Annotated in this window: 16 protein-coding genes; 3 read left to right on the top strand and 13 right to left on the bottom strand. The window is 70.8% G+C overall.

Annotated elements, in window-relative coordinates:
• Nucleotides 1–182: 182 nt before the first annotated feature.
• Complete coding sequence (locus OG390_RS36035; protein ID WP_406173718.1) at nt 183–3,158, top strand: ATP-binding protein; 2,976 nt, start codon at nt 183–185, stop codon at nt 3,156–3,158.
• Nucleotides 3,159–3,218: 60 nt separating this feature from the next.
• Here OG390_RS36035 and serA read toward each other — a convergent pair whose 3' ends face one another.
• The 6 genes from serA to OG390_RS36005 all read right to left on the bottom strand — a co-directional run bounded on the left by serA (nt 3,219) and on the right by OG390_RS36005 (nt 13,257).
• Nucleotides 3,219–4,808 (bottom strand): phosphoglycerate dehydrogenase, encoded by a 1,590-nt coding sequence (serA, locus tag OG390_RS36030; protein ID WP_406173716.1) that lies wholly within the window; start codon nt 4,806–4,808, stop codon nt 3,219–3,221.
• A 266-nt stretch (nt 4,809–5,074) separates the two neighbouring features.
• Complete coding sequence (gene ilvC / locus OG390_RS36025) at nt 5,075–6,076, bottom strand: ketol-acid reductoisomerase (protein ID WP_406173714.1); 1,002 nt, start codon at nt 6,074–6,076, stop codon at nt 5,075–5,077.
• 156 nt (nt 6,077–6,232) lie between these two features.
• On the bottom strand, nt 6,233–6,760 hold the full coding sequence (gene ilvN, locus OG390_RS36020; protein ID WP_189188894.1) for an acetolactate synthase small subunit: 528 nt from the start codon (nt 6,758–6,760) through the stop codon (nt 6,233–6,235).
• A 20-nt stretch (nt 6,761–6,780) separates the two neighbouring features.
• Nucleotides 6,781–8,637 (bottom strand): acetolactate synthase large subunit, encoded by a 1,857-nt coding sequence (locus tag OG390_RS36015; protein WP_406173712.1) that lies wholly within the window; start codon nt 8,635–8,637, stop codon nt 6,781–6,783.
• Between the two features lie 227 nt (nt 8,638–8,864).
• Complete coding sequence (locus OG390_RS36010; RefSeq protein WP_406173710.1) at nt 8,865–12,095, bottom strand: putative bifunctional diguanylate cyclase/phosphodiesterase; 3,231 nt, start codon at nt 12,093–12,095, stop codon at nt 8,865–8,867.
• A 220-nt stretch (nt 12,096–12,315) separates the two neighbouring features.
• Nucleotides 12,316–13,257, bottom strand: coding sequence for a 2-hydroxyacid dehydrogenase (locus OG390_RS36005; protein ID WP_406173709.1), 942 nt, complete (start codon nt 13,255–13,257; stop codon nt 12,316–12,318).
• A gap of 75 nt (nt 13,258–13,332) precedes the next feature.
• Between OG390_RS36005 and OG390_RS36000 the strand changes: the two genes are divergently transcribed.
• Both OG390_RS36000 and OG390_RS35995 read left to right on the top strand, forming a co-directional pair.
• A complete protein-coding gene (locus tag OG390_RS36000; RefSeq protein WP_406173707.1) occupies nt 13,333–14,340 on the top strand; it encodes an aldo/keto reductase in 1,008 nt (335 codons plus the stop codon).
• A gap of 92 nt (nt 14,341–14,432) precedes the next feature.
• Nucleotides 14,433–15,605, top strand: a complete 1,173-nt coding sequence (locus tag OG390_RS35995) for a PQQ-dependent sugar dehydrogenase (protein WP_406173705.1) — start codon at nt 14,433–14,435, stop codon at nt 15,603–15,605.
• 35 nt (nt 15,606–15,640) lie between these two features.
• Here OG390_RS35995 and OG390_RS35990 read toward each other — a convergent pair whose 3' ends face one another.
• From OG390_RS35990 to OG390_RS35960, 7 genes are all read right to left on the bottom strand, one after another.
• Nucleotides 15,641–15,973: a DUF6191 domain-containing protein gene (locus tag OG390_RS35990; RefSeq protein ID WP_406173703.1), complete on the bottom strand. Its 333-nt coding sequence runs from the start codon at nt 15,971–15,973 to the stop codon at nt 15,641–15,643.
• Nucleotides 15,974–16,011: 38 nt separating this feature from the next.
• A complete protein-coding gene (locus OG390_RS35985) occupies nt 16,012–19,125 on the bottom strand; it encodes an AAA family ATPase (RefSeq protein WP_406173702.1) in 3,114 nt (1,037 codons plus the stop codon).
• Between the two features lie 116 nt (nt 19,126–19,241).
• Nucleotides 19,242–19,439, bottom strand: coding sequence for a hypothetical protein (locus tag OG390_RS35980; RefSeq protein WP_406173700.1), 198 nt, complete (start codon nt 19,437–19,439; stop codon nt 19,242–19,244).
• A 175-nt stretch (nt 19,440–19,614) separates the two neighbouring features.
• Nucleotides 19,615–20,235, bottom strand: a complete 621-nt coding sequence (locus OG390_RS35975) for a hypothetical protein (RefSeq protein WP_406173699.1) — start codon at nt 20,233–20,235, stop codon at nt 19,615–19,617.
• 35 nt (nt 20,236–20,270) lie between these two features.
• Nucleotides 20,271–20,846 carry a GNAT family N-acetyltransferase gene (locus OG390_RS35970; protein WP_406173697.1) on the bottom strand — a complete coding sequence of 192 codons (576 nt, stop codon included), beginning with the start codon at nt 20,844–20,846 and terminating at the stop codon, nt 20,271–20,273.
• Nucleotides 20,824–23,067: an MMPL family transporter gene (locus OG390_RS35965; RefSeq protein ID WP_406173695.1), complete on the bottom strand. Its 2,244-nt coding sequence runs from the start codon at nt 23,065–23,067 to the stop codon at nt 20,824–20,826. Before OG390_RS35965 ends, OG390_RS35970 begins: the two co-directional genes overlap by 23 nt.
• Nucleotides 23,068–23,250: 183 nt before the next feature.
• Entirely contained in the window at nt 23,251–23,544 is a 294-nt protein-coding gene (locus tag OG390_RS35960) for a hypothetical protein (RefSeq protein WP_406173693.1), read from the bottom strand.
• Between the last annotated feature and the right edge of the window lie 27 nt (nt 23,545–23,571).

The following is a 23,571-nucleotide window of genomic DNA, read 5'->3' as shown; positions in this document are numbered from 1 at the left end:
GGCTGAAAATCTCCAGCCCCGGCCGGTAAAAGTTCAGCCCCTCCGGCGTTTGAGGAGCGGGGGTTTGGGGGCGGAGCCCCCAAGTGACGGGAATGGGTAGGGGCGGAGGGGGCGAAAACCCGTCCGGTGGGCCGCACAGCGCGACCGCACGGGTGTCAGTGCCGCGTGCCAGGATGGTCCCCGTGGCACAGACATTCGGTACGCCGTTCATCGGGCGAGAGGACGAACTCGCCCGGCTCACCGGCGTGCTGGAGCGGGCGAAGCACGGCGACCCCCGCGCCGTACTGGTGGCGGGCGACGCCGGCGTCGGCAAGACCCGCACGCTGACAGAAGCCGCGACCCACGCCGCGGCCACCGGCATGACCGTCCTCACCGGCCACTGCGTGGACCTGGGCGACGTGGGCCTGCCGTACCTGCCGTTCACGGAGATCCTCGGCGCGCTGGCCGCGGACGACAGGTTCGCCCCCGCTTTCGCCGCGCACCCGGCGGTGGACCGCCTGCTGAGCACCGGATCCGGCACCGGCACCGCACCCGACCCGGGCAGCCGCCTGCAGCTCTTCGAGGGCCTGGCCGGTCTCCTCGCCGACCTCGCCGACATCGCCCCGCTCCTACTGATCCTCGAAGACCTGCACTGGGCGGACCAGTCCTCCCGGGACCTCCTCCGCTTCCTGCTCAGCCGCGGGCTCCTCCAGCGCCCGAGACCCGGCGCCCCCGCCCACCGCCTGGCGGTCTTCGCCTCGTACCGCGCGGACGATCTGCACCGCCGCCATCCCCTGCGCCCACTGCTCGCCGAGCTGATCCGGCTGCCCGCCGTCGACCGCGTGGAACTGCGGCCGATGGCCGACGCCGAGGTGGCCCGTCTCGTCCGGGCGCTGCGGACGGACCCCCTGTCGGACACCACGGTCCGCCGTATCGTCGACCGTGCCGAGGGCAATGCCTTCTACGCGGAGGAGCTGCTCGCCGCGCTGCCGGGCGACTTCGACCCGGCGTCGCCCGCCATGCCGAGCGGGCTGGCCGACGTACTCCTCATCCGGATCGAGCAGCTCTCCGAGACCGCCCAGCAGGTGCTGCGCACGGCCGCCGTCGCCGGGCGCCGTGTCGAGCACGACCTGCTGCGGGACGCCGTACAACTGCCGGAGGACGAGCTGGAGTCGGCGCTGCGCGAGGCGGTCGGCCGACAGCTGCTGGTCCCCGGCGAGGACGCCACGTACTCGTTCCGGCACGCCCTCACCCGCGAGGCCGTGTACGCCGATCTGCTGCCCGGCGAGCGTGTCCGGCTGCACGGGGCGTTCGCCGAACTGCTCGCGGGGCACGGCCGTTCGGCGGAGAGCGCGGCGGAGCGGGCCCATCACTCACGGGAGAGTCACGACCTCGCCGACGCGCTCACGGCCTCGCTCGAAGCCGCCGACCACGCCCAGCGAGTCGGCGCGCCGGCGGAAGAGCTGCACCATCTGGAGACCGCACTCGAACTGTGGACGACGGTGGACGCGGCCGCCCGCCCCCAGGACGGCGACTCGGTGACCCTCACGCTGCGCGCCTCCGCGGCCGCCGCACGCGCGGGCGAGGCGCACCGGGCGGTCCACCTCACCCGCGCCGCCCTCGCCAAGGCCGGTTCGGACGCCGACTCGGAACTCGCCGCCCGCGTCCGCTACACACTCGCGGGCAATCTGATGCGCATCGACAGCCTGAAGGCCGCGTTCACGTACAGCAGCGAGGCGCTCGCCATGATCCCCGCCGAGCCCGCGTCGTACACCTGGGTGTGGGCGGCGGCGACCCACGTCATGGCAGCGCGATACGTGGGGCACGACGAGGACGCCGAGCGGGTCGCCCGCCAGGCGCTGCGCACCGCAGAAGAGCTCGACCTCGCCGATGCCCAGGCCGATTTGATGATCTCGCTGGTGGGTCTGGAGGCGCACAACCGGCGTACGTCTCAGGGCCGGGACCGACTGCGGCAGGCCCGCGAGCTGGCCCGGAGCGCCGGCAACATCCCGGTCGAGATGCGCGCGCTCTACAACCTCGCCATCGGGTGTTACGAATCCGGCGACCTCGCCGAATGTCTGACCTCGCTCACCGACGGCCTGGACCGAGCCCGCCGCGCCGGTCTCCTCTCCTCGCCGTACGCACTGGAGCTGCGCTACCTCCAGTCCCTGGTGCTCTACACGCTGGGCCGCTGGGACGAGTGCGCGCGAGCGGCCGCCGCGGATGCCGAACGGCTGCCCGCGGCGGGCGGGTTCGCGACCGGTCCCGCGCTGTACGTCGCCCTGGCGCGCGGCGATCAGGAGACGGCCGTCGCAGGGGCCCGCGGGCTGCTCGACGGGCCCTTCGACTGGATGGCGACCCTCGTCGCGAACATCGTCCTGACCGATGCCGCGGCACAGCGGGGCGACGCGGAGGCGGCCGTCGAGCGGGTGCACAGCGCGCTCGAAGCCCTCACGGACGCCACGGGCGCCGACCGGCCCGACGTCGGTGTGCGACTGGCGGCGCTGGCCCTGGCCGCTGTCGCCGACTCGGCCGAGCAGGCGCGGCTGTCCGGTGACCCGGTGGGGGCCCGCCGTTGGACGGACACCGCGACCGAGCTGGTGGAGCTGGCCAGGACCACGGCGGCCAGGGGCGAGGACGGTACCGAGCAGGGCCCCGAAGGCCGGGCCTGGCTTGCCCGCGCCGAGGCGGAGTGGAGCCGTGCCCGCACCGGGCCGGACGTCGCGGCCTGGGAGAAGGCCGTCGCCGCGTTCGGCTACGGCGATCCGTACGAGCTGGCGCGCTGCGGACGGCGGCTCACGGAAGCCCTGTTGACGGCCGGTCGCCGCGAGGAGGCCGCCGAGCACGCGCGCACGGCCCGCGACACCGCCGTCCGCCTCGGCGCCGTACCGCTGCGGAAGGACCTGGACGCCCTCATCCGTCGCGGCCGCCTCGCCGAGTCACCGTCCGCCGAGGACCGCATCGCCGTACTGACCGCCCGCGAGAGCGACGTCCTGCGGCTGCTCGCGCGCGGGCGCACCAACCGCCAGATCGGCGAGGAGCTGTTCATCAGCGGCAAGACGGCCAGCGTCCACGTCTCCAACATCCTCGCCAAACTCAGCGCCGCCGGCCGCACGGAGGCGGTGGCCATCGCCTACCGCGAGGGACTGATCGAGCCGGAGACGACGACGTCCGGCTGACCCGGTCATGCGACCGAGGGCCGGACCACCCGATGGTGGTCCGGCCCTCGGTGACGCATGTCAGACGAGGTTCACCGAACGCGCCGACGTCGCGCCGATCTCCTCGGCGACCTCGGAGAGGACCGCCTGCGAGACCGTGTCGTCGACGGTGAGGACCGCGAGGGCCTCGCCGCCGACGGCCGCGCGGGCGACCTGCATGCCGGCGATGTTGATGCCCGCCTCGCCGAAGATACGGCCGACGGTGCCGACGACGCCGGGACGGTCCTCGTAGCGCAGCACGACCATGTGGTCGGCGAGCGCGAGGTCCACGTCGTAGTCACCCACGGCGACGATCTTCTGCAGGTGCTTCGGGCCCGCGAGCGTGCCGGAGACCGACACCTCCTCGCCGTTGCCGAGCGTGCCGCGCACGGTGACCACGTTGCGGTGGTCGGGGGACTCCGAGCTGGTCGTCAGGCGGACCTCGACGCCGCGCTCCTGCGCGAACAGCGGGGCGTTGACGTACGACACGGTCTCGTCGACGACGTCCTCGAACACGCCCTTGAGCGCGGAGAGTTCGAGCACCTTCACGTCGTGCTGGGTGATCTCGCCGTACACCTCGACGTCGAGGCGGACCGCGACCTCGCCCGCGAGGGCGGTGAAGATGCGGCCGAGGCGCTCGGCGAGCGGCAGACCCGGCTTGACGTCCTCGGCGATGACACCGCCCTGGACGTTCACCGCGTCGGGAACCAGCTCACCGGCGAGGGCGAGGCGCACCGAGCGGGCGACGGCGATGCCGGCCTTCTCCTGCGCCTCGTCCGTGGAGGCACCGAGGTGCGGGGTGCAGACGACCTCGTCGAGCTCGAAGAGCGGGGAGTCCGTGCAGGGCTCCTTCGCGTACACGTCGAGGCCGGCGCCGGCGACGCGGCCCTCCTTGAGCGCCGAGTACAGCGCCTCCTCGTCGACGATCCCGCCGCGCGCGGCGTTGACGATGCGCACCGACGGCTTGACCTTGTGCAGCGCCTCGTCACCGATGAGACCGAGGGTCTCGGGGGTCTTGGGCAGGTGCACGGTGATGAAGTCGGAGACCTCGAGCAGCTCGTCGAGGGTCAGCACCTTGACGCCCATCTGCGCGGCCCGGGCAGGCTGGACGTAGGGGTCGTACGCGACGACCTTCATGCCGAACGCGGACATGCGCTGGGCGACCAGCGCACCGATGCGGCCGAGGCCGACGACACCGAGGGTCTTCTCGGCAAGCTCGACACCGGTGTACTTGCTGCGCTTCCACTCGCCGTTCTTCAGCGCCGAGTTGGCCTGCGGGATGTTGCGCGCGGTGGCGAGCAGGAGACCGCAGGCCAGCTCGGCCGCGGTCACGATGTTCGAGGTGGGGGCGTTGACGACCATCACGCCGGCCTTGGTGGCGGCGGAGACGTCGACATTGTCCAGGCCGACGCCGGCTCGTGCGACGACCTTCAGCTTCTTGGCGGCCGCGACGGCCTCGGCGTCGACCTTGGTGGCCGAGCGGATCAGGATCGCGTCGACGTCTGCGATCGCGGGCAGCAGCTCGGCGCGGTCCGCGCCGTTCGCGTGCCGGATCTCGAAGTCCGGGCCCAGGGCGTCGACGGTCGCGGGCGACAGCTCTTCAGCGATGAGTACGACAGGTTTCGAGCTCACGTGAGTCCTCACAAGTCCAATGCGGACGGCCGTCCCGACGGCCGCAGGCGGTGGAGGTTGGCTAGCCGCGTGGAAGACGCACGACGCTGTGGGCCTGACGCGTTTGTTGTGCAGCAGTGTAGTGGCGTCGCGGTGGTCGTCTTACGCCGCTGCGGAAGGATCACCCGTCCGTGGCTGGACGGGATGGACAACGCCGCGCTTTCGGGCGTTACCCGGGGTTCGACGAAGGGGCCGGAGCGTCACGCCCCGGCCCCCCGTCGTACGGCTTACGCCTCGTCGTCGTTCACCCACGACATGAGCTTGCGCAGCTCCTTGCCGGTGGTCTCCAGGAGGTGGTTCTCGTCCTGGGTCTTGTACTCGTTGTACTTCTTCAGACCGGAGTGGTACTCCTCCATCCAGTTACGGGCGAACGTGCCGTCCTGGATCTCGGCGAGGACCTTCTTCATCTCGGCCTTGGTGGCGTCGGTGATGATGCGCGGGCCGGTCACGTAGTCGCCCCACTCGGCGGTCTCGGAGACGGACCAGCGCATCTTCTCCAGGCCGCCCTCGTACATGAGGTCGACGATGAGCTTCAGCTCGTGGAGGCACTCGAAGTACGCGATCTCCGGCTGGTAGCCGGCCTCGGTCAGCGTCTCGAAGCCCGCCTTGACCAGCGCGGCGGTACCACCGCAGAGGACGGCCTGCTCACCGAACAGGTCGGTCTCGGTCTCCTCGGTGAAGGTCGTCTTGATGACGCCGGCGCGGGTGCCGCCGATGCCCTTGGCGTACGACAGCGCGAGCGCGAAGGCGTTGCCGGTCGCGTCCTGCTCGACGGCCGCGATGCAGGGAACGCCGCGACCCTCCTCGTACTGGCGGCGCACGAGGTGGCCCGGGCCCTTGGGGGCGACCATGGCGACGTCGACACCGGCCGGGGGCTTGATGAAGCCGAAGCGGATGTTCAGGCCGTGACCGAAGAACAGGGCGTCGCCGTCCTTCAGGTTGCCCTGGATGGACTCCTCGTAGACCTGGGCCTGGATCGGGTCCGGCACCAGGATCATGATGACGTCGGCCTCGGCGGCGGCCTCCGACGGGGTCACCACGCGCAGGCCCTGCTCCTCGGCCTTCGCCTTGGACTTGGAGCCCTCGTGCAGACCGACCCGGACGTCGACACCCGAGTCGCGCAGCGACAGCGCGTGGGCGTGGCCCTGGCTGCCGTAGCCGATGACCGCGACCTTGCGGCCCTGGATGATGGACAGGTCGGCGTCGTCGTCGTAGAACAGCTCGGCCACTGGGGTTCTCCTTGTTTTCCGGTATTGCCGGTGTTGCGTCCCACCGTACGGCGGGCGGGGGAAGGGAAGTTTTCGGGTCTCGGCATACGGGCGATCGACGATCACCGACCGCCCGTATCAAGACCGTTTACGGACTCATGGAGACCGTTTCAAGACTTACGCCGATCGGTCCAACGCGCGCAGCGAGCGGTCCGTGATCGAACGCGCCCCGCGCCCGATCGCGATCGTGCCGGACTGGACGAGCTCCTTGATGCCGAACGGCTCCAGCATCTTGAGCATGGCCTCCAGCTTGTCGCTGCCGCCGGTGGCCTCGATGGTGACGGCCTCCGGGGAGACGTCCACGGTCTTGGCGCGGAACAGCTGGACGATCTCGACGATCTGGGAGCGCGTCTCGTTGTCGGCGCGCACCTTCACCAGAACGAGTTCGCGCTGCACCGCCGAGGACGGCTCCAGCTCGACGATCTTCAGAACGTTGACGAGCTTGTTGAGCTGTTTGGTGACCTGTTCGAGCGGGAGTGCCTCGATCACGTTCACCACGATGGTGATGCGGGAGATGTCGGGGTGCTCGGTGACACCGACGGCGAGCGAGTCGATGTTGAAGCCGCGCCGGGAGAACAGGGCGGCGATCCGGGCGAGGATGCCTGGCTTGTTCTCGACGAGGACGGAGAGGGTGTGCTTGCTCATGGGTCTGACTCGGCTCTCTCTCAGTCGTCTTCGTTGTCGCCGAAGTCCGGGCGGACGTCCCGGGCGGCCATGATCTCGTCGTTCGAGGTACCGGCGGCGACCATCGGCCACACCATCGCGTCCTCGTGCACGATGAAGTCGATCACGACGGGGCGGTCGTTGATCGAGTTCGCCTCTTCGATGACCTTGTCGAGGTCGTCCGGGGACTCGCAGCGGATCGCGTAGCAGCCCATGGCCTCCGACAGCTTCACGAAGTCGGGGACGCGGGTGCCGGCGCTCGGCTGCTTGCCGTCGGCCTCGGGGCCCGAGTGCAGCACTGTGTTGGAGTAGCGCTGGTTGTAGAAGAGGGTCTGCCACTGGCGGACCATCCCGAGGGCACCGTTATTGATGATGGCGACCTTGATCGGGATGTTGTTCAGGGCGCAGGTGGTGAGCTCCTGATTGGTCATCTGGAAGCAGCCGTCGCCGTCGATCGCCCAGACCGTCTGGTCCGGCTGACCGGCCTTCGCACCCATCGCGGCCGGGACCGCGTAGCCCATCGTTCCGGCGCCGCCGGAGTTCAGCCAGGTGGCGGGCTTCTCGTACTGGATGTAGTGCGCGGCCCACATCTGGTGCTGGCCGACGCCCGCGGCGAAGATCGTGCCCTCCGGCGCGAGCCTGCCGATGCGCTCGATGACCTGCTGCGGCGACAGCGAGCCGTTGTCGGGCTGCTCGTAGCCCAGCGGGTACGTCTCGCGCCAGCGGTTGAGGTCCTTCCACCAAGCGGTGTAGTCGCCGTGGTGGCCCTCGCTGTGCTCTTTCTGCACCGCCTGGACCAGGTCGGCGATGACCTCGCGGGCGTCACCGACGATCGGCACGTCGGCAGCGCGGTTCTTGCCGATCTCCGCCGGGTCGATGTCGGCGTGGACGATCTTGGCGTACGGGGCGAAGCTGTCCAGCTTGCCGGTGACGCGGTCGTCGAAGCGGGCTCCGAGGGCGACGATCAGGTCGGCCTTCTGCAGCGCGGTGACGGCGGTGACCGCACCGTGCATACCCGGCATTCCCACGTGCAGCGGGTGGCTGTCGGGGAATGCGCCGAGCGCCATCAGGGTGGTGGTGACGGGCGCTCCGGTGAGTTCTGCGAGGACCTTCAGCTCGGCGGTGGCCTTGGCCTTGAGGACGCCCCCGCCGACGTACAGGACGGGCCGCTTGGCCTGGGTGATGAGCTTCGCGGCCTCGCGGATCTGCTTGGCGTGCGGCTTGGTCACCGGGCGGTAGCCGGGCAGGTCCTGGGTGGGCGGCCACTGGAAGGTGGTCTGTGCCTGGAGGGCGTCCTTGGCGATGTCGACGAGGACGGGTCCCGGGCGGCCGGTGGAGGCGATGTGGAAGGCCTCCGCGATCGTCCGCGGGATGTCCTCGGCCTTGGTCACCAGGAAGTTGTGCTTGGTGATCGGCATGGTGATGCCGACGATGTCCGCCTCCTGGAAGGCGTCCGTACCGATCGCCTTGGACGCAACCTGCCCGGTGATCGCCACGAGCGGCACCGAGTCCATGTGCGCGTCGGCGATCGGGGTCACCAGGTTGGTGGCGCCCGGGCCGCTGGTGGCCATGCAGACGCCGACCTTGCCGGTGGCCTGCGCATAGCCGGTGGCCGCGTGACCCGCGCCCTGCTCGTGGCGGACGAGCACGTGCCGCACCCGCTTGGAGTCCATCAGCGGGTCGTAGGCCGGGAGGATCGCGCCGCCGGGAATGCCGAATACCGTCTCGGCCCCGACTTCCTCGAGAGAGCGGATGAGGGACTGCGCACCCGTGACGTGCTCGGGGGCGGACTGCTGTCCTCCGGAACGGGGCCGCGGCTGCGGATGGTGGGCCCCGGTGGCCTGCTCGGTCATCGGCATTCTCTTCTCGATGCTGAGGGTTTTTGCGAGTTTTGTGCGGTGTACGGCTGGTGCCTGTGCAACAAAAAACCCCTCGTGCCGTGAGGCAAGCGAGGGGAGCGCGCCGGGTGCGGTCGCTGGGTGTTCCGGGTCCGTCCGGTGGCCACCAAGCTTCAGCCGACGCGCTTTCCAAGTACGAGAATTCGGGTGCGCATGGCATTGACCCTCCCCCCGGCACGCACTGACTGTCAAGTGGGTGGGACGGGAGTCTCATTATGTGAGCGGAGGGCCGTTCCACCCCGGAAAACAGCAGGCACACCACTCGTATACACCCCTGCGCCGCCGCCCGCGAACGCTGGCTCGACCGGCCCGTGCGGCACCGGATACTGGCCGGAAGACAGCGCCCGGCGCAGCCGGTACTCGTCGAGCGGCCCCGAGAAGGCCATGCCGTGCCCATGGGTGCAGCCCATCGCGCGCAGAGCGATGACCTGCTCCGGAAGATCGACCCCGTCGGCCACGGACTGCAGCCCCAGGTCGGTGGCGATCCGCAGCAGCCCGCTGGTGATCTTGTGGAGCCGGGCGGACTCGACGACACCCTCGACGAGACCCCTGTCGAGTTTGAGCATGTCGATGGGGAGCCTTCTGAGTGCCGTGATGGCGGCGTATCCGCTGCCGAAGCCGTCCAGGGCGACCCGGACGCCGAGGCGCCTGAGCGCGTTCAGCCGGCGCTCCAGCTCGTCCAGGGAGACCCGGGGGTCGGTGTCGGACAGCTCCACGATCAGGGCGCCGGAGGGCAGGCCGTGTCGGGTCAGCAGAGCTTCCACCGAGCCGACGGGCAGCGAGCGGTCCAGCAGGCGCCGGGCGTTCATCCGGACGGCGACGGGCACGGCGGCCCCCGCGGCCGCCCGCTGGGCGGCCTGCTCGACGGCTTCTTCGAGCATCCAGCGGCCGAGCTCGGCGGTCTTGTCGCTGTCTTCGGCGACTCGCAGGAACTCTGCGGGTGTGAAGAGCACCCCCTGAGAGGAGCGCCAGCGCGCCTGCGCGGTGACCGATGTGATCCGGCCGTTTTCGAGCGACACCACGGGCTGGTGCAGCAGCGCGAACTCGCCGTCCTGAAGAGCCGAGCGCAGCCGGGTGGCCAGCTCCGCCTTCCGTACGACGTCCTGCTGCATCTGGGGCGCGTACAACTCGACGCGTCCCTTGCCGGCCGCCTTGGCGCGGTACATGGCAAGGTCGGCGTTGCGCTGCAACTCGCCGGCGCCCAGGCCCGGTTCGGCGAAGGCGACGCCGATGGACGCGGCCACCCGGACATCGTTGCCGTCGATGGCGTACGGCTGCGAGAGCCTGACCCTGAGCCGGTCGGCGAGCTCCATGATGTGGCGTTCGCGTGCGGTGCGGTCGCGGGTGCCGTCACCGACGATCAGGGCCGCGAACTCGTCGCCGCCGAGGCGGGCGGCGGTGTCGCCGTGCCGCACCGAGTCCTGGAGTCTGCGGGCGGCCTGGACGAGGAGCTCGTCGCCGGCCTGGTGCCCGATGGTGTCGTTGACGGCCTTGAAGCCGTCGAGGTCGATGAACAGGACGGCAGTGCCGCGGTCGGAGGAGCGGCGGCCGGAGAGCGCCTGCTGGACGCGCCGGGTGAACAGCGCGCGGTTGGGCAGGTCGGTGAGTGGGTCGTGCTCTGCGTTGTGCTGCAGCTGTGCCTGCAGACGCACCCGTTCGGTCACGTCACGACTGTTGAAGATGAGGCCGCCCTGGTGCCGGTTGACGGTGGACTCGACATTGAGCCAGCCGCCGTCGCCGGACCGGAAGCGGCACTCGATGCGGGTGGTGGGTTCCTCGGTGTGGCCGGCCGTAAGGAAACGTCGCACTTCGTGCACTACGCAGCCGAGGTCCTCCGGGTGGATGAGCGAGGCGAGCTCGGAGCCGACGAGTTCGTCGGCATCGCGTCCGTAGACCCCTGCGGCGGCCGGGCTGACGTACCGCAGGATGCCGTTGGGTGCGGCGATCATGATCACGTCGCTGGAGCCCTGCACCAGGGAGCGGAAGTGGTTCTCCTTCTGGGCCAGCTCCTGGGTGAGGGTGATGTTGTCGAGCAGCATGATGCCCTGGCGCACGACGAGGGCGAGCACTACGAGCCCTGCGGTGATGAGCACCACGCGGTCCACGTTGCGACCGTTCAGGACGTTGTAGAGGATCCCCAGCGTGCAGACGGCCGCGGCCAGGTAGGGCGTGAGGGCGGCCAGTGATCCGGCGATCGGGCGCGTGGCCGGGTACCGGCTGTGGCCGCTTTCCTGGAGGAGGCTGTGGCCACCTTCCTGGAGGAGCACGTGCATGTGTCCTCCCTGCAGTCCTTCGTGCCGTTTCGCCTGATGTCCGTGCTGCCGCTGTTGGCCGTGACGGCCTTGTCGGCCTTGATGTCCGTGCTGCTCCCGGTGCCCTTCTTGGCGCTGTCCCGGGATGTGTTCGTGCACCACGCGCGCGTGGCCGTTCGTCGGCCCCTCGGCGTCCGACTGTCCGTGCCGGGTGCCGACCCAGGGGGCGTACGCGAGGAGCAGCGAGCCGGCGAACCAGCCCGCGTCGAGGAGCTGCCCGGAGTGGTAGTTGTTGTGCAGGAGGGGCGAGGTGAACAGGGCGTCGCACATCACCGTCAGGGCGAGAGCCCCGATCGCCGTGTTCACCGCGGATCTGTTCACCGACGAGCGCCGGAAGTGCAGCGCCAGCACCATGCTGACCAGTGCGATGTCCAGCAGCGGGTACGCCAGCGACAGCGCGGTGTGCGCGACGCTGGGCCCGTCGAACTTCGCGGCCTGGGCGAGCGCGAGGCTCCAGGACAGCGTGAGCAGCGAGCCGCCGATCAGCCAGGCGTCCAGCGCGAGGCACACCCAACCCGCCTTGGTGACGGGCCTCTTGGCGAGCACGAGCAGTCCTACGATGGCGGGTGGCGCAAAGCACAGGAAGAACAGGTCGGCGTAGCTCGGGCTGGGCACCGGGCGGCTGAGGACCACCTCGTACCATCCCCAGACCAGGTTGCCGAGCGAGGCCATGGCGGAGGAGAGCGCGAAGAGCAGCCACGCGGGTCGAAAGCGGCTGCGGCGGCTGCGGGCGCAGAGGAAGCAGGAGACCGCCGCGGTGCCCGCCGCGGCGCTCAACCCGAAGTCGCCCATGATCAGCGCGAGGGTCGCGGAGCCCCAGTCGAGCGCGGAACCGACGGCGTATCCCGCGCACACCAGAGCCAGTACGAGTTGCGGGAGCAGGCCCGGCCCGCCGCCGAACAGCGGGCGGCGGATCAGCAGCGCCGCTGGGGAACTCACCGGGCCCACCCGGTCCGCACTCCGGGGTCCCGCTGGTCCCCGTGCGCTGGGTGCGCATGCCTCCGGCGGCCGCTGTGCCTGCGGTGGTGATGGCCACCGTGGCCACGTCTGCGCGTGGCCACGCGCCAGGGTCGTCGGCGGCCCCGCCGCGTCGGATCGTTCGTCCATAGGCCGTGCATCGCCCGTCGCCCCCCTCGCAGTCTCACATGTCCATCCCCGGCGCCGAACGGTGCGCGGCGCAGCCCCTGTCGGGACGATACACCAGTCTCGTCACTCAGGGACATAGTTCCTCTACGCTCCGTAACGACCAGGGAGGATGTCGGCACTGCCCGCATTCAAGGAACTGCGGAGGGTGCTCGAAGCGGACGCGGAGCGAACGGGACGTGACTTACGTGCCGGTGGTAAGGACCACGTTCCGCAGCGGCTCCCGGTTCACGAAGCGGTTCAACTGGTCCACCAGGAGCCGCTTGGCGCGCGGCAGGAACGCCGAGGTGGGCCCGCCGACATGGGGGCTGATGAGCACGCCGGGCGCGTGCCACAAGGGGTGGCCCTTCGGCAGTGGCTCGGGATCGGTGACGTCGAGTGCCGCGGTGATGCGCCCGCTCTCCAGCTCGGCGAGGAGCGCCTTGGTGTCGACGACGGGGCCGCGGGCGACGTTCACGAGGAGCGCGCCGTCCTTCATCCGGGACAGGAAATCGGCGTTCACCAGACCACGTGTGCTGGCCGTGAGGGGCGTCGAAAGCACGACGATGTCGGCTTCCGGAAGCAGAGAAGGCAGTTCTGTGAGCGGATGCACCGGACCGCGCGCCGTGGTGCGCTCAGAGCGCGCGACGCGCGCCACCGGCGCCAGCTCGAAGGGCGCGAGCCGGTCCTCGATGGCGGACCCGATCGACCCGTACCCGACGATCAGTACGGACTTGTCGGCCAGCGCGGGATAGAAGCCCGAGCGCCACTCCTCCTTGTCCTGGCCTCGTACGAAGCCGGGGATGCCCCGCAACGAGGCGAGGATCAGGGCGAGGGTGAGTTCGCCGGTGCTCGCCTCGTGCACTCCCTGGGCGTTGCACAACTGCACGCCCGGCGGCAGGAGCTTGAGGCTCGGCTGGACGTGGTCGACACCGGCGGAGAGCGTCTGCACGACCCGGACCGATGCCATTTCGGCCATGGGCCGCTGCGAGACGGCGGGCCCCTTCATATAGGGCACGACATAGAACTCACAGACGGCGGGATCAGCGGGAAACTCCTGGTCGCCGTCCCAGAAGCGGTAATTGAGGCCCTCGGGGAGGCCGTCGATCTCGTCGGCGTGAAACGGAAGCCACACATCGGAAGTCATGGTCAGGAGGCTATGCGAAGCGCCCGCGCGCGCAGAGGTTAGTTTGGGGTGCCAGGAAAGGGAGGGTGCGGCCAGGTGGAGCGCAGGACGATCGGGGCTGCGGCGCTCGATGTGGGGGCGGTCGGGCTCGGATGCATGCCGATGAGCTGGGCGTACACCGGTTCGCGGCAACGCGGCGAGGAATCGCTCCGCGCGGTGCACACGGCGCTCGACCGGGGTTCGACGCTGCTCGACACGGCCGACATGTACGGGCCCTTCACCAACGAACTGTTGGTGGGGCGGGTGCTCAAGGAGCGGCGTCCGGAGGCCTTCGTGTCGACCAAGGTCGGCCTGTTGGTCGGCGAGCAGCACATCGTGGCCAATGGCCGCCCCGGCTATGTGAAGCGCGCGTGCGACGCCTCGTTGCGGCGCCTGCAGACGGACGTGATCGACCTCTATCAGCTGCACCGCGCGGACCCGGAGGTTCCGGTCGAGGAGACCTGGGGCGCGATGGCCGAACTCGTGTCGGCCGGAAAGGTGCGGTCGCTCGGACTGTGCGCGGTGGGTGCCCGGTCGGCCCGCCGCTCGGGAGCACGGCTGCACGACGGAACGATCCGGCAGCTGGAGCGGGTGCAGCAGGTCTTCCCGGTGAGTGCCGTCGAGGCCGAGCTGTCGGTGTGGTCGACCGAGGCGCTGGACGCGCTCCTGCCGTGGTGCACGGCCCGCGGGGTCGGCTTCCTGGCCGCGATGCCGCTCGGCAACGGCTTCCTGACCGGCAGGCTGACCCCCGGCGAGGGCTTCGAACCCGACGACGTACGCGCCCGCCACCCCCGCTTCACCGCCGAGATGATGGCCGCGAACCAGCCCATCGTCGCCGGGCTGCGGCGCATCGCCCGACGGCACGGGGACCACGAGAACGCGGTCACGCCCGCGCAGGTGGCGCTGGCGTGGGTGCTGACGCAGGGGCCGCACGTGGTGCCGGTGCCGGGGGCCAAGCGGGAGCGTTGGGTCACGGAGAACGCGGGGGCGGCCGGGCTGCGGCTGACGGCGGAGGATCTCGCGGAAGTGGCGGGGCTGCCGGGGGCGCTGGGATCCTGGGACTGAGACGCGGTGTGCGGATTCCCCGGGTGTGATCGGGAACCTGGGACACGCGAGCGGTGTATGAACAGTAGGACCGCCGCGTCGAAGGGACCTTGATGGTGCAACGTCGAGCAGTGACAGCCGTGTTGGCCGCAGCCGCGCTTCTGGTGACGGCCGGTTGTTCCTCCGACGGCGGAGGGAAGTCGGACGGCGGCGGGAGCCTGTTCCCAAGTGCCGGGAGTACGAAGCCGGGGTCGTCGCCCTCGGAGCAGGCCGCCGAGGAGACACCGCCCGCCAAGGGCTCGGTGAAGGTCGTGCGCACCGTCACCGAGGACCTCAACACCCCCTGGGGCCTGGCGCCGCTGCCCGAGGGCGGCCTGCTGGTGTCCTCGCGGGACGAGGGGACGATCACGCGGGTCGACGAGAAGACCGGCGAGAAGACGGAGCTGGGTGAGGTTCCCGGGGTGGCCCCCGCCGGAGAGGGCGGCCTCATGGGCATCGCGCTCTCCCCCGGCTACGCGTCCGACCACATGATCTACGCCTACTTCACGACGGCCTCGGACAATCGCATCGTCCGCATGCTGTACGACGAGCGGAAGCCCGCCGGGGAGCAGCTGGGCGCGCCGGACACGATCTTCAAGGGCATCCCCAAGGGGATGATCCACAACGGCGGCCGGATCGCGTTCGGCCCGGACAAGATGCTGTACGCGGGCGCGGGCGAGACGGGTGACCGGGGGCTGGCCCAGGACAAGAAGTCGCTGGGCGGCAAGATCCTGCGCATGACACCGGACGGCGAGCCGGCACCGGGCAATCCGTTCGGCGACTCGGTCGTCTACTCGTACGGGCATCGCAATGTCCAAGGCCTCGCCTGGGACGACAAACAGCGCCTGTGGGCCTCCGAGTTCGGCCAGGACACCTGGGACGAGCTCAACCAGATCAAGCCGGGTGACAACTACGGCTGGCCGGTGGTCGAGGGCAAGGGCGACAACCCCAAGTACCACAACCCGATCGCCCAGTGGCACACGGACGACGCTTCCCCCAGCGGCATCACGTACGCCGACGGCTCCATATGGATGGCGGGCCTCAAGGGCGAACGCCTGTGGCGCATCCCCTTGAACGGCACGAAGGCCTCCGCCGCCCCCGAGGCCTTCCTCACGGGCAAGTTCGGCCGCCTGCGCACGGTCGTCTCCGCGGGCGGCGACAAACTCTGGCTGACGACGAGCGAGACGGACGGACGCGGGAGCCCCGGTAAGGGAGACGACAGGATTCTGGAGCTGGAGGTGAAGTAGGAGGTGCGGTAAAGGAGGAGGCGGACGCGCGGGCCTCAGGACTCGCCGGGCTCCGGCACGGACTTCTCCGCGGTGCTCGCCCGCTTCGGCGCGCGTTCCTCCGCGGTGCCCGCCCACTCCGGCCCAGGCTCTTCCGCGTTGCTCGCCCGCTCCGGGACGGGCGCCTCCCCCACGCCGGCCTCGTCCGCGTTCGGCGGCCCCGGCTCGTGCTTCGGCAGCCGTACAACCACCTTGCCCGAGGACAGGTCTATGGGGCCGCGGCCCGGGTCGGCGTCGTTCAGGTCCACGCGGGTCAGTTCCAGGCGTTTGCGTTCGTCGTTGGTGTGCTTGCGGCCTGGTGCGAAGAGCTCCTCGAACATGTTGAACACGGTGCCTCCCTCGGCCCGGATCCCTTACGGCTCAGACCTCAGCCCACCGCCCGGGCAGCGGGGGCCTCCGGCGGGAAGAGCCGCAGCCGGTGTGCCAGGGCCGCCGCCTCCCCCCGTCCTGAGACGTCCAGCTTGGCCAAAATGTTCGAGACGTGGACGCTGGCCGTTTTCGGGGAGATGAACAGTTCCTCGGCGATCTGGCGGTTGCTGCGGCCGGCGGCGACCAGGCGGAGGACGTCGCGCTCGCGGCTGGTGAGGCCGAGCGCCAGTGCCGGGTCGACGGGGGCGAGGACGGATGATTCGGGGGCGTGGACCAGGGCGAGGCGGGCCCGCTGGGCGAGCAGCGCGACGGCGTCGGCGAGCGGGCGCGCGCCCAGATGGTCGGCGACCGCCCGGGCCAGCCGGAGGAGATCCGTGGCGCGGGCACGGTCGCTCTCGTCGGCGCCCGAGGTCAGCAGGGCCTCGGCGAGGCGGTGGCGGACGCGGGCGAGGTCGTAGGGGCGCTCCAGGGGTTCGAAGGCGGTGACCACCTCGGACCAGTGGTCCGGGCTGGTCACGCCCTCGGCGCGGCGGAGTTCGGCACGCACCCATTCCTGGTGCGCGAGCCAGATGGGTGCGCCCGTGGCGAGGGACTTCGCGGCCTTGCGGATGCGCTCCACGGTCTCGGCGCGGCCCGGTTCGGTGGCGGGCAGTCCGAGGGCGTCCGCCTCCGCGGTGGCGGCGGCGAGCAGCAGTGGCCAGCCATAGCGCTGGGTGCCGGGCGGGAAGCCCGCGTCCAGGGTCTGCTCCAGGGCGGCGCGGGCGTCGAGGAGGCGGCCCTCGGCGGCGGCGATGCCGACCGCGGTGCGCACCAGCGGCAGGGCGTGCTGCGGCGTGGGGTCGTGGGTGCCGAAGTGATCGCGGGCTGCGGCCAGTTGGCGTCCGGCCTCGGGGAGGTCGCCACGGGCGAGGGCGAGGCGCGCGAGGCGGGAGGCACCGAGGCCGGACGGCTTGCCGCTCAGTCCGATGCGCAGCGTGTTCCGCGCGGCCTGCACGGCCTCGTCCCACTGGCCGAGCGCATAGAGAGACTCCGAGAGGTTGCCCCAGACCCAGGCCTGCGTGTCCAACAGGCCGTTCTTCCGGGCGAGTTCGACGCCCTCCCGCAAGACCGGGACGGCCTCGCGGGAGCGGCCGACCGACTCCAGATGGGACGGCAGGTTGATATGCAGACGACCCACGACGAGGGAGGCGCCGTAGCGGCCCACCCACTCCTTGACCTCGTACATCTCCGCGAGCCCCGCCTCGACGTCGCCCGCGTCGACCATGAGGCCGCCGAGCGTGAGCCGGGCGTTCAGCTCGATGTCGCGGGCGCCGACCATGCGCGCGTACTCCACGGCTCGTTCGGCGGCGGACAGCGCGCCCGGGCCGGGCTCGTGGAGCATGCACCAGGCGGCGACGGTGGACAGGACCTCGGCGTGCACCTCCGACGGCGGCAGGCCGCGCACCAGGTCCTGGGCGGTGGCGAGTTCCTGCCAGCCGTCGCCGCGGGCCTGCGCCTGGACCAGCCGGGAGCGCTGGATCCAGAACCAGGCGGCGCGCAGGGCGTCGTCCTCGTCCTCCAGGAGGCGCAGCGCCTTCTTGGTGATCTTCAGGGCGCGCTCGCGCTCCCCGCACAGCCGGCCCGCGACAGCCGCCTCGGCCATCAGGTCGAGATAGCGCAGCGGCGTGGTCTCCGGGTCGCAGCCGCTGGGGGTCCCCCCACGCCGTTCAGGCAGTGGGGGAGGATAGACCTCCACGTAGTCGACGGGGCGCAGTTCGGCCCGTACGGCGTCGGGGGCGATGTCCCAAAGCTCCATCGCCCGCTCCAGGAGCCGTAGTTGCTCGGAGTGGGCGTGGCGGCAGCGCGCCTCGGCCGCGGCGTCGAGGACGGCGGGGAGGGCCTTGGCGGCGTCATGGGCGTGGTACCAGTAGCTGGCCAGGCGGGTGGACCGCTCGTCGGCCGGTACGAGTGTCGGGTCGGCCTCCAAGGCCTCCGCGTAGCGCCGGTTGAAGCGGGAGCGCTCGCCGGGCAGCAGGTCGTCGCTGACTGCCTCGCGGACCAGGGAGTGGCGGAAGCGGTAGCCGTCGCCGCCGGGCGAGGCGAGCAGGATGTTGGCGCCGACGCAGGCCCGCAGGGCCTCGATGAGGTCGTCCTCGGCGAGCCGGGCCACGGCGGCCAGCAGCGGGTACTCGACGGTGGAGCCGCCCTCGGCGACGATCCGGGCGACCCGCTGGGCGCTCTCGGACAGGCCTTCGACGCGTACGAGGAGCAGGTCGCGGAGGGAGTCCGTGAGCCCCGTACGGCAGCCCCCGCGCTCGGCGACGGCGAGTTCCTCGACGAAGAACGCGTTGCCGTCGGAGCGGGCGAAGATCTCGTCGACCTGGGCCGGGTCGGGTTCCTGGGCGAGGATTCCGGCGATCTGACGGCCGACTTCGGCGCGGCTGAAGCGGCCGAGTTCGATGCGGGTGACCGTGCGGAGGCGGTCGAGTTCGGCGAGGAGGGGGCGCAGCGGGTGGCGGCGGTGGATGTCGTCGGAGCGGTAGGTGGCGATCACGACGAGGCGGCCGCTGCGCAGCGTGCGGAAGAGATAGGCGAGCAAGTGGCGGGTGGAGGCGTCGGCCCAGTGCAGGTCTTCGAGGACGACAACGACCGTGCGGTCGGCGGCGACGCGCTCCAGGAGACGTGCGGTGAGTTCGAAGAGGCGGGCCATGCCCTCTTCGTCGTATTGCCGTCCTCGGGCCGCCTCGCCCAGTTCGGGCAGCAGCCGGGCCAGCTCCTCCTCCTGTCCTGCGGCCGCGGCGGCCAGTTCGTCCGGGAGCAGGCGGCGCAGGGCACGCAGGGCGGTGGAGAACGGTGCGAACGGCAGCCCGTCGGCACCGATCTCGACGCAGCCGCCGCAGGCGACGACGGCCCCCTCGCGAGCGGCCGTCGCCGCGAACTCCTCGAGGAGGCGGGTCTTGCCGACCCCGGCCTCGCCGCCGAGGAGCAACGCCTGCGGCTCTCCCCCGTTGCTGGACGCCCGGGAGCTGCCCGCTGCGGCGGCGCGGGCGAGCGCATCGTTCAATGTCCCCAATTCGTCGGTGCGTCCGACGAACACCGGGCTGACGGACCTGGTCTCCACAGGCCCGAGCATCGCACAGGGGTCCGACAGTGCGGCACCGGTTATCGGGAGGACGACGGTTGCTCCGGGCGGCACCGGCCCGGGACGACGGCCGACCCCCGTACGGCCGTCCTCCCGTGCCCCGGCGCTCACGCGGCGCGGGCGAACCGGTGCCGACGGGGGCGCTTGGTATGGCCCTGCCCCTCGGACTCGTGCTGGGCGGACTCGCGCGCGGCGGCGCGACGGGCGGCACGGCGGCCGTGGAGGGCCTCCTGCGCCAGTCGGTGGTTCTGGGCCTGGCGGATCAGCTCCGCGGATCGGATCCGGTGAAGCTCGTACTCGAACATCTGGTACCCCTCGTGAAGAGTCGGTTTCGGCCTCGCTCGTCTGCGATGCCTCAACCTTCGTCTCCCAGGGGGGTGCGCCACATCGGAAGAGTTCCGCATCTTGCGCACGCGAAGGGCCTTAGGGCGGCCGTAAGTGACTCGAGCCGGCCCTAAGGCCCCTCAGAGGCAGGGAGGTTCAGCTGGTGGAGGGCAGTCCGAGCAGGATGTCGGAGTACTTGGCGACCGCGAGGACCAGGCCGATGACGCCGAGCGAAACACCCGCCCAGGCAACCGACTTGATCCAGACGGCCTGCGGCTTGCCGGGGGCCCCGAAGGCGGGCCGGACCAGGACCACGACACCGACGATCATCGCGGCCAGGGCGAAGAGGCCGCCGACCAACGCCGTGGTCGCCCAGGCGTCGCCGTAGATCTCCTTGACCTGCTTGGCGACGCTCGCGCTCTGCGAGGTCTGCAGCTGGCCGACGAGCGTCTCGCGCGCGGCGGCCACGGTGCCGATCCAGCCGCCGGAGAGCGAGACGAGACCGAGCGCGGCGGAGACCACGGCCGCGGCGCCCTGGCCGACTCCGGAGGCGCCCTTCTCGGCCTCGGAGGCGTCGTCGCCCGCCTCTATCTCGTCCTCGGCCTCGTCCTGCTCCTCGGCCTCGGCCCCGGCTTCGGTGTCGCCAGGCTCGTCAGCCTTGGTCATGTCCATGGTCTTCGCAGGTCCGTCGGCCGTGGTGGCCTCCGCGGTCTCCTGGTCGCTCTTCGCCTCGGTGCCGTTCTCGTCCACGGCCTCGTCAACAGTCTTGGTTCCCATGCCCCGCACCGTACGGACGCTCTCTGAGAAGTCTCTTAATGATCGTTGTGAGCGTCACGCGCGCGTGCCTCGCGCCACTCGGGGGCGAGGAGGGACCACACCTCGAGGTCGTGCCGTACGCCTCGATACGGATGGGCCTGCCGGCGCACCCCGTCCCGGGTCATGCCCAGCCGCCGCGCCACGTTCAGGCTCGGCTCGTTCCCCGAGGCGGCGACCCATTCGATCCGGTGGATGCCACGCTGCTCGACGGCGAAGTCGATGAGCACCCGCATGGCGCGGGTGACCAGTCCACGTCCGGCGCCGGCGGGTTCCAGCCAGCAGCCGACCTCGCAGTTGCCGCTCTCCGCGTCGAAGTTCAGGAAGAGCACCCCGCCCACGAGCTTTCCGTTCAGCCACAGACCGTGAAGGGACCCGGTGTCGGCGGCGCGCATGTCGGCGTACCTCTGGAGCTGTTCCCGCGCGGACGCCACGTCCGTGGTCTTCGATCCGAAGGGGATGAACTGCTGGATGAACTCTCTCCCCCGGTCCAGATGCGCCAGGAACTCCTCGGCGTGCCACGGCTCCAGGGGGCGCAGTTCGGCTCCGTCGTCACCCAGAGATATCGCGTACATCCCGCTGCTGCTCCTTCGCCAGTACGTCCGCCACCTCGGCGTCCGTCGCAGCGGCCAGCCTCTCATGGGCGGCGCGGCACTCGGGCGGCTCGATGCTGATGCGCGGCATCCGCTTGCCGAGCCGGCTGGGCAGCCACCAGTTGGCGCCGCCCAGCATGTGCATCAGGGCGGGCACCAGGAGCGTACGCAGGACGAAGGCGTCGAGGGCGACGGCGGAGGCGAGGGCGATGCCGAACATCGCGATGACGCGGTCGCCGCTGAGTACGAAGGCGAGGAAGACCGAGATCATGATGACGGCGGCGGAGTTGATCACACGGCTGGTCTCTGCGAGGCCGACCCGGACCGCGCGCCGGTTGTCCCCGGTCTCCAGCCACTCCTCGTACATCCGGCTCACCAGGAACACCTGGTAGTCCATGGAGAGTCCGAAGAGGACCGACACCATGATCACCGGCAGGAAGGGTTCGATCGGACCCGCGCGGCCGAGGCCGAGCAGTTCGCTGCCCCAGCCCCACTGGAAGATGGCGACGACGACTCCGAAGGCGGCCGCCACGGCGGCGATGTTCATCACGGCGGCCTTGAGGGGGATGCCGATCGAGCGGAAGGCGAGCAGCAGCAGGATGCAGCCGAGCCCGATCACGACGCCCACGAAGAGCGGCAGTTTGCCGACGATGAGGTCCGCGAAGTCGTCGTAGCCGGCCGTCACACCACCTACGTGGACGTCAAGTGCGGTGTCCGCCTCCGCACGCGGCAGGACGTCGGCGCGCAGCCGGTCGACGAGAGCACTGGTCTTCTGGGACTGCGGGGCGGACTCCGGGACGACGGTGAGGTAGGCGGTGTCACCATCGGTGTTGTACGTCGCCGAGGTCACCGACGAGACGCCCTCGGCCGCCCGGAGCGTGGCGTCCAGATTGTCGAGCGCGAGTTTGTCCTCGGCGCCGCGGACCTTCGTGACGAGGGTGAGGGGCCCGTTCACGCCCGGTCCGAATCCCTCCCCGATCAGGTCGTACGCCTGTCGCGTGGTCGCCGACTTCGGGTCGTTGCCCTGGTCCGAGGTGCCCAGGTGGAGCGAGAGCGTGGGCAGGGCGAGCAGCGCCATGACGACGACGGCGACGGCGCCGAGCAGCTTGGGGTGCCGTTCCACGAAGACGGACCAGCGGGCGGCGAACCCGGTCGGGAGCTCCGGTTCGGGCCCGTGTTCGTAGAGCCTGCTCCGCTCGCGACGGCTCAACGCGCGTGGACCGATGAAGGAGAGCAGCGCCGGCAGCAAGGTCACGGAGGCCGCGACCGTGAGGACGACCGTCAAGGAGGCGGCGATCGCCACGCCGTTGAGGAAGCCGAGCCGCAGGATGAGCATGCCGAGCAGGGCGATGCAGACGGTGGCGCCCGCGAAGACGACGGCCCGGCCCGTGGTGGCGACGGCGTTCCGCGCGGCCTCGGCGACCGGGAGCCCGCGTTTCAGCCCCCGCCGGTGCCGGGTCACGATGAACAGCGCGTAGTCGATGCCGACGCCGAGCCCGATCAGCATGCCGAGCATGGGGGCGAAGTCGGCGACGGTCATGGCGTGTCCGAGGAGCACGATTCCGGCGTACGCGGTGCCGACGCCGACCAGGGCGGTGGCGATGGGCAGCAGGGAGGCGGCGAGCGAGCCGAAGGCGAGGAAGAGGACCAGGGCGGCGACGACCACGCCGACGATCTCGGCGAGATGCCCGCCCGACGACTCGGTGAGCCCCATGGCGCTGCCGCCGAGCTCGACTTGGAGCCCCTTGCTCTCGGCGGCCTTCGCGGTGTCGACGACGGCCCGGGCCTCGCCCTTGTCGATGTTCTCGGCCTGGGCGCGGAAGGTGACGGTGGCGTAGGCCGTGCGTCCGTCGGCGCTGATCCGGCCCGCGCCCCGGCCCTCGTAGGGGCTGACGACGGAGGCCACGCCGGGCAGTCCCGCGATCCGGTCGAGGGTGCGGGTCATCGTCTGTTCGACGTCGGTGGAGCGCACGGTGCCCGGTGTGGTGCGCCAGACGACGGTGTCGCTGTCGCCGCCGAGGCCCGGGAAGCCGGTCCGCAGGAGCTGGGTGGCGCGGCCCGATTCGGTTCCCGGTGCTTCGTAGTCGTTCGAGTACGCGGAGCCCGTGAGAGACGCGGCGGCGGTGATGCCACCGAAGGCGACGAGCCAGAGCAGTACGGCAACGAGGCGGTGCTGGACACACCAACGCGCGAGGGTTGCCACGGACCAGCTCCCTGGGTGATTTGAGGATCTTTATCGGGAACTGCCCGCAAAGAACACATGACTTACACGCCATCACTCTTTCAGCCGGAAGTGATCGTTTGTCTCACTCGTGGGTCTGCTCACAAGAGTGCGACCCAACTCACAGGACATTCCCGTGAACTCTGTCGCCTCGCGAGGCCACGCTCAGTCGAACTGGTCACCCACCGCCATGATCATGACCCCGGCGACCATGAGCCACAGGGCCCGCCGGGTGCGCCCTCGGGCCCCCAGCGCGGACGCGAGGGCGCAGACGGCGGCGCCCGAGGCGTAGGACACGGGTATGAGCGCGGTCGCGGAACCGGTGGAGCGCAGTGCCGACGCCGTGAGGCCGGCGAGGGTCAGCAGGGCCCCGGTTCCGGCCGCCGTCCAACGGGCCCGTCGCGCCTCCCGCGCCGGATCCTCGAAGTCGTGCGTCTCGGAGTCAGTGCTTCCACTCATGGCGCGGCAGCGTAGCGCGCACGCCTG

This window comes from Streptomyces sp. NBC_00996 (assembly GCF_045162675.1).
In the GTDB taxonomy this organism is placed as follows: domain Bacteria; phylum Actinomycetota; class Actinomycetes; order Streptomycetales; family Streptomycetaceae; genus Streptomyces.
The sequence above is the reverse complement of the archived record's forward strand: the minus strand, read 5'-3'. Positions and strand labels throughout refer to the sequence as shown.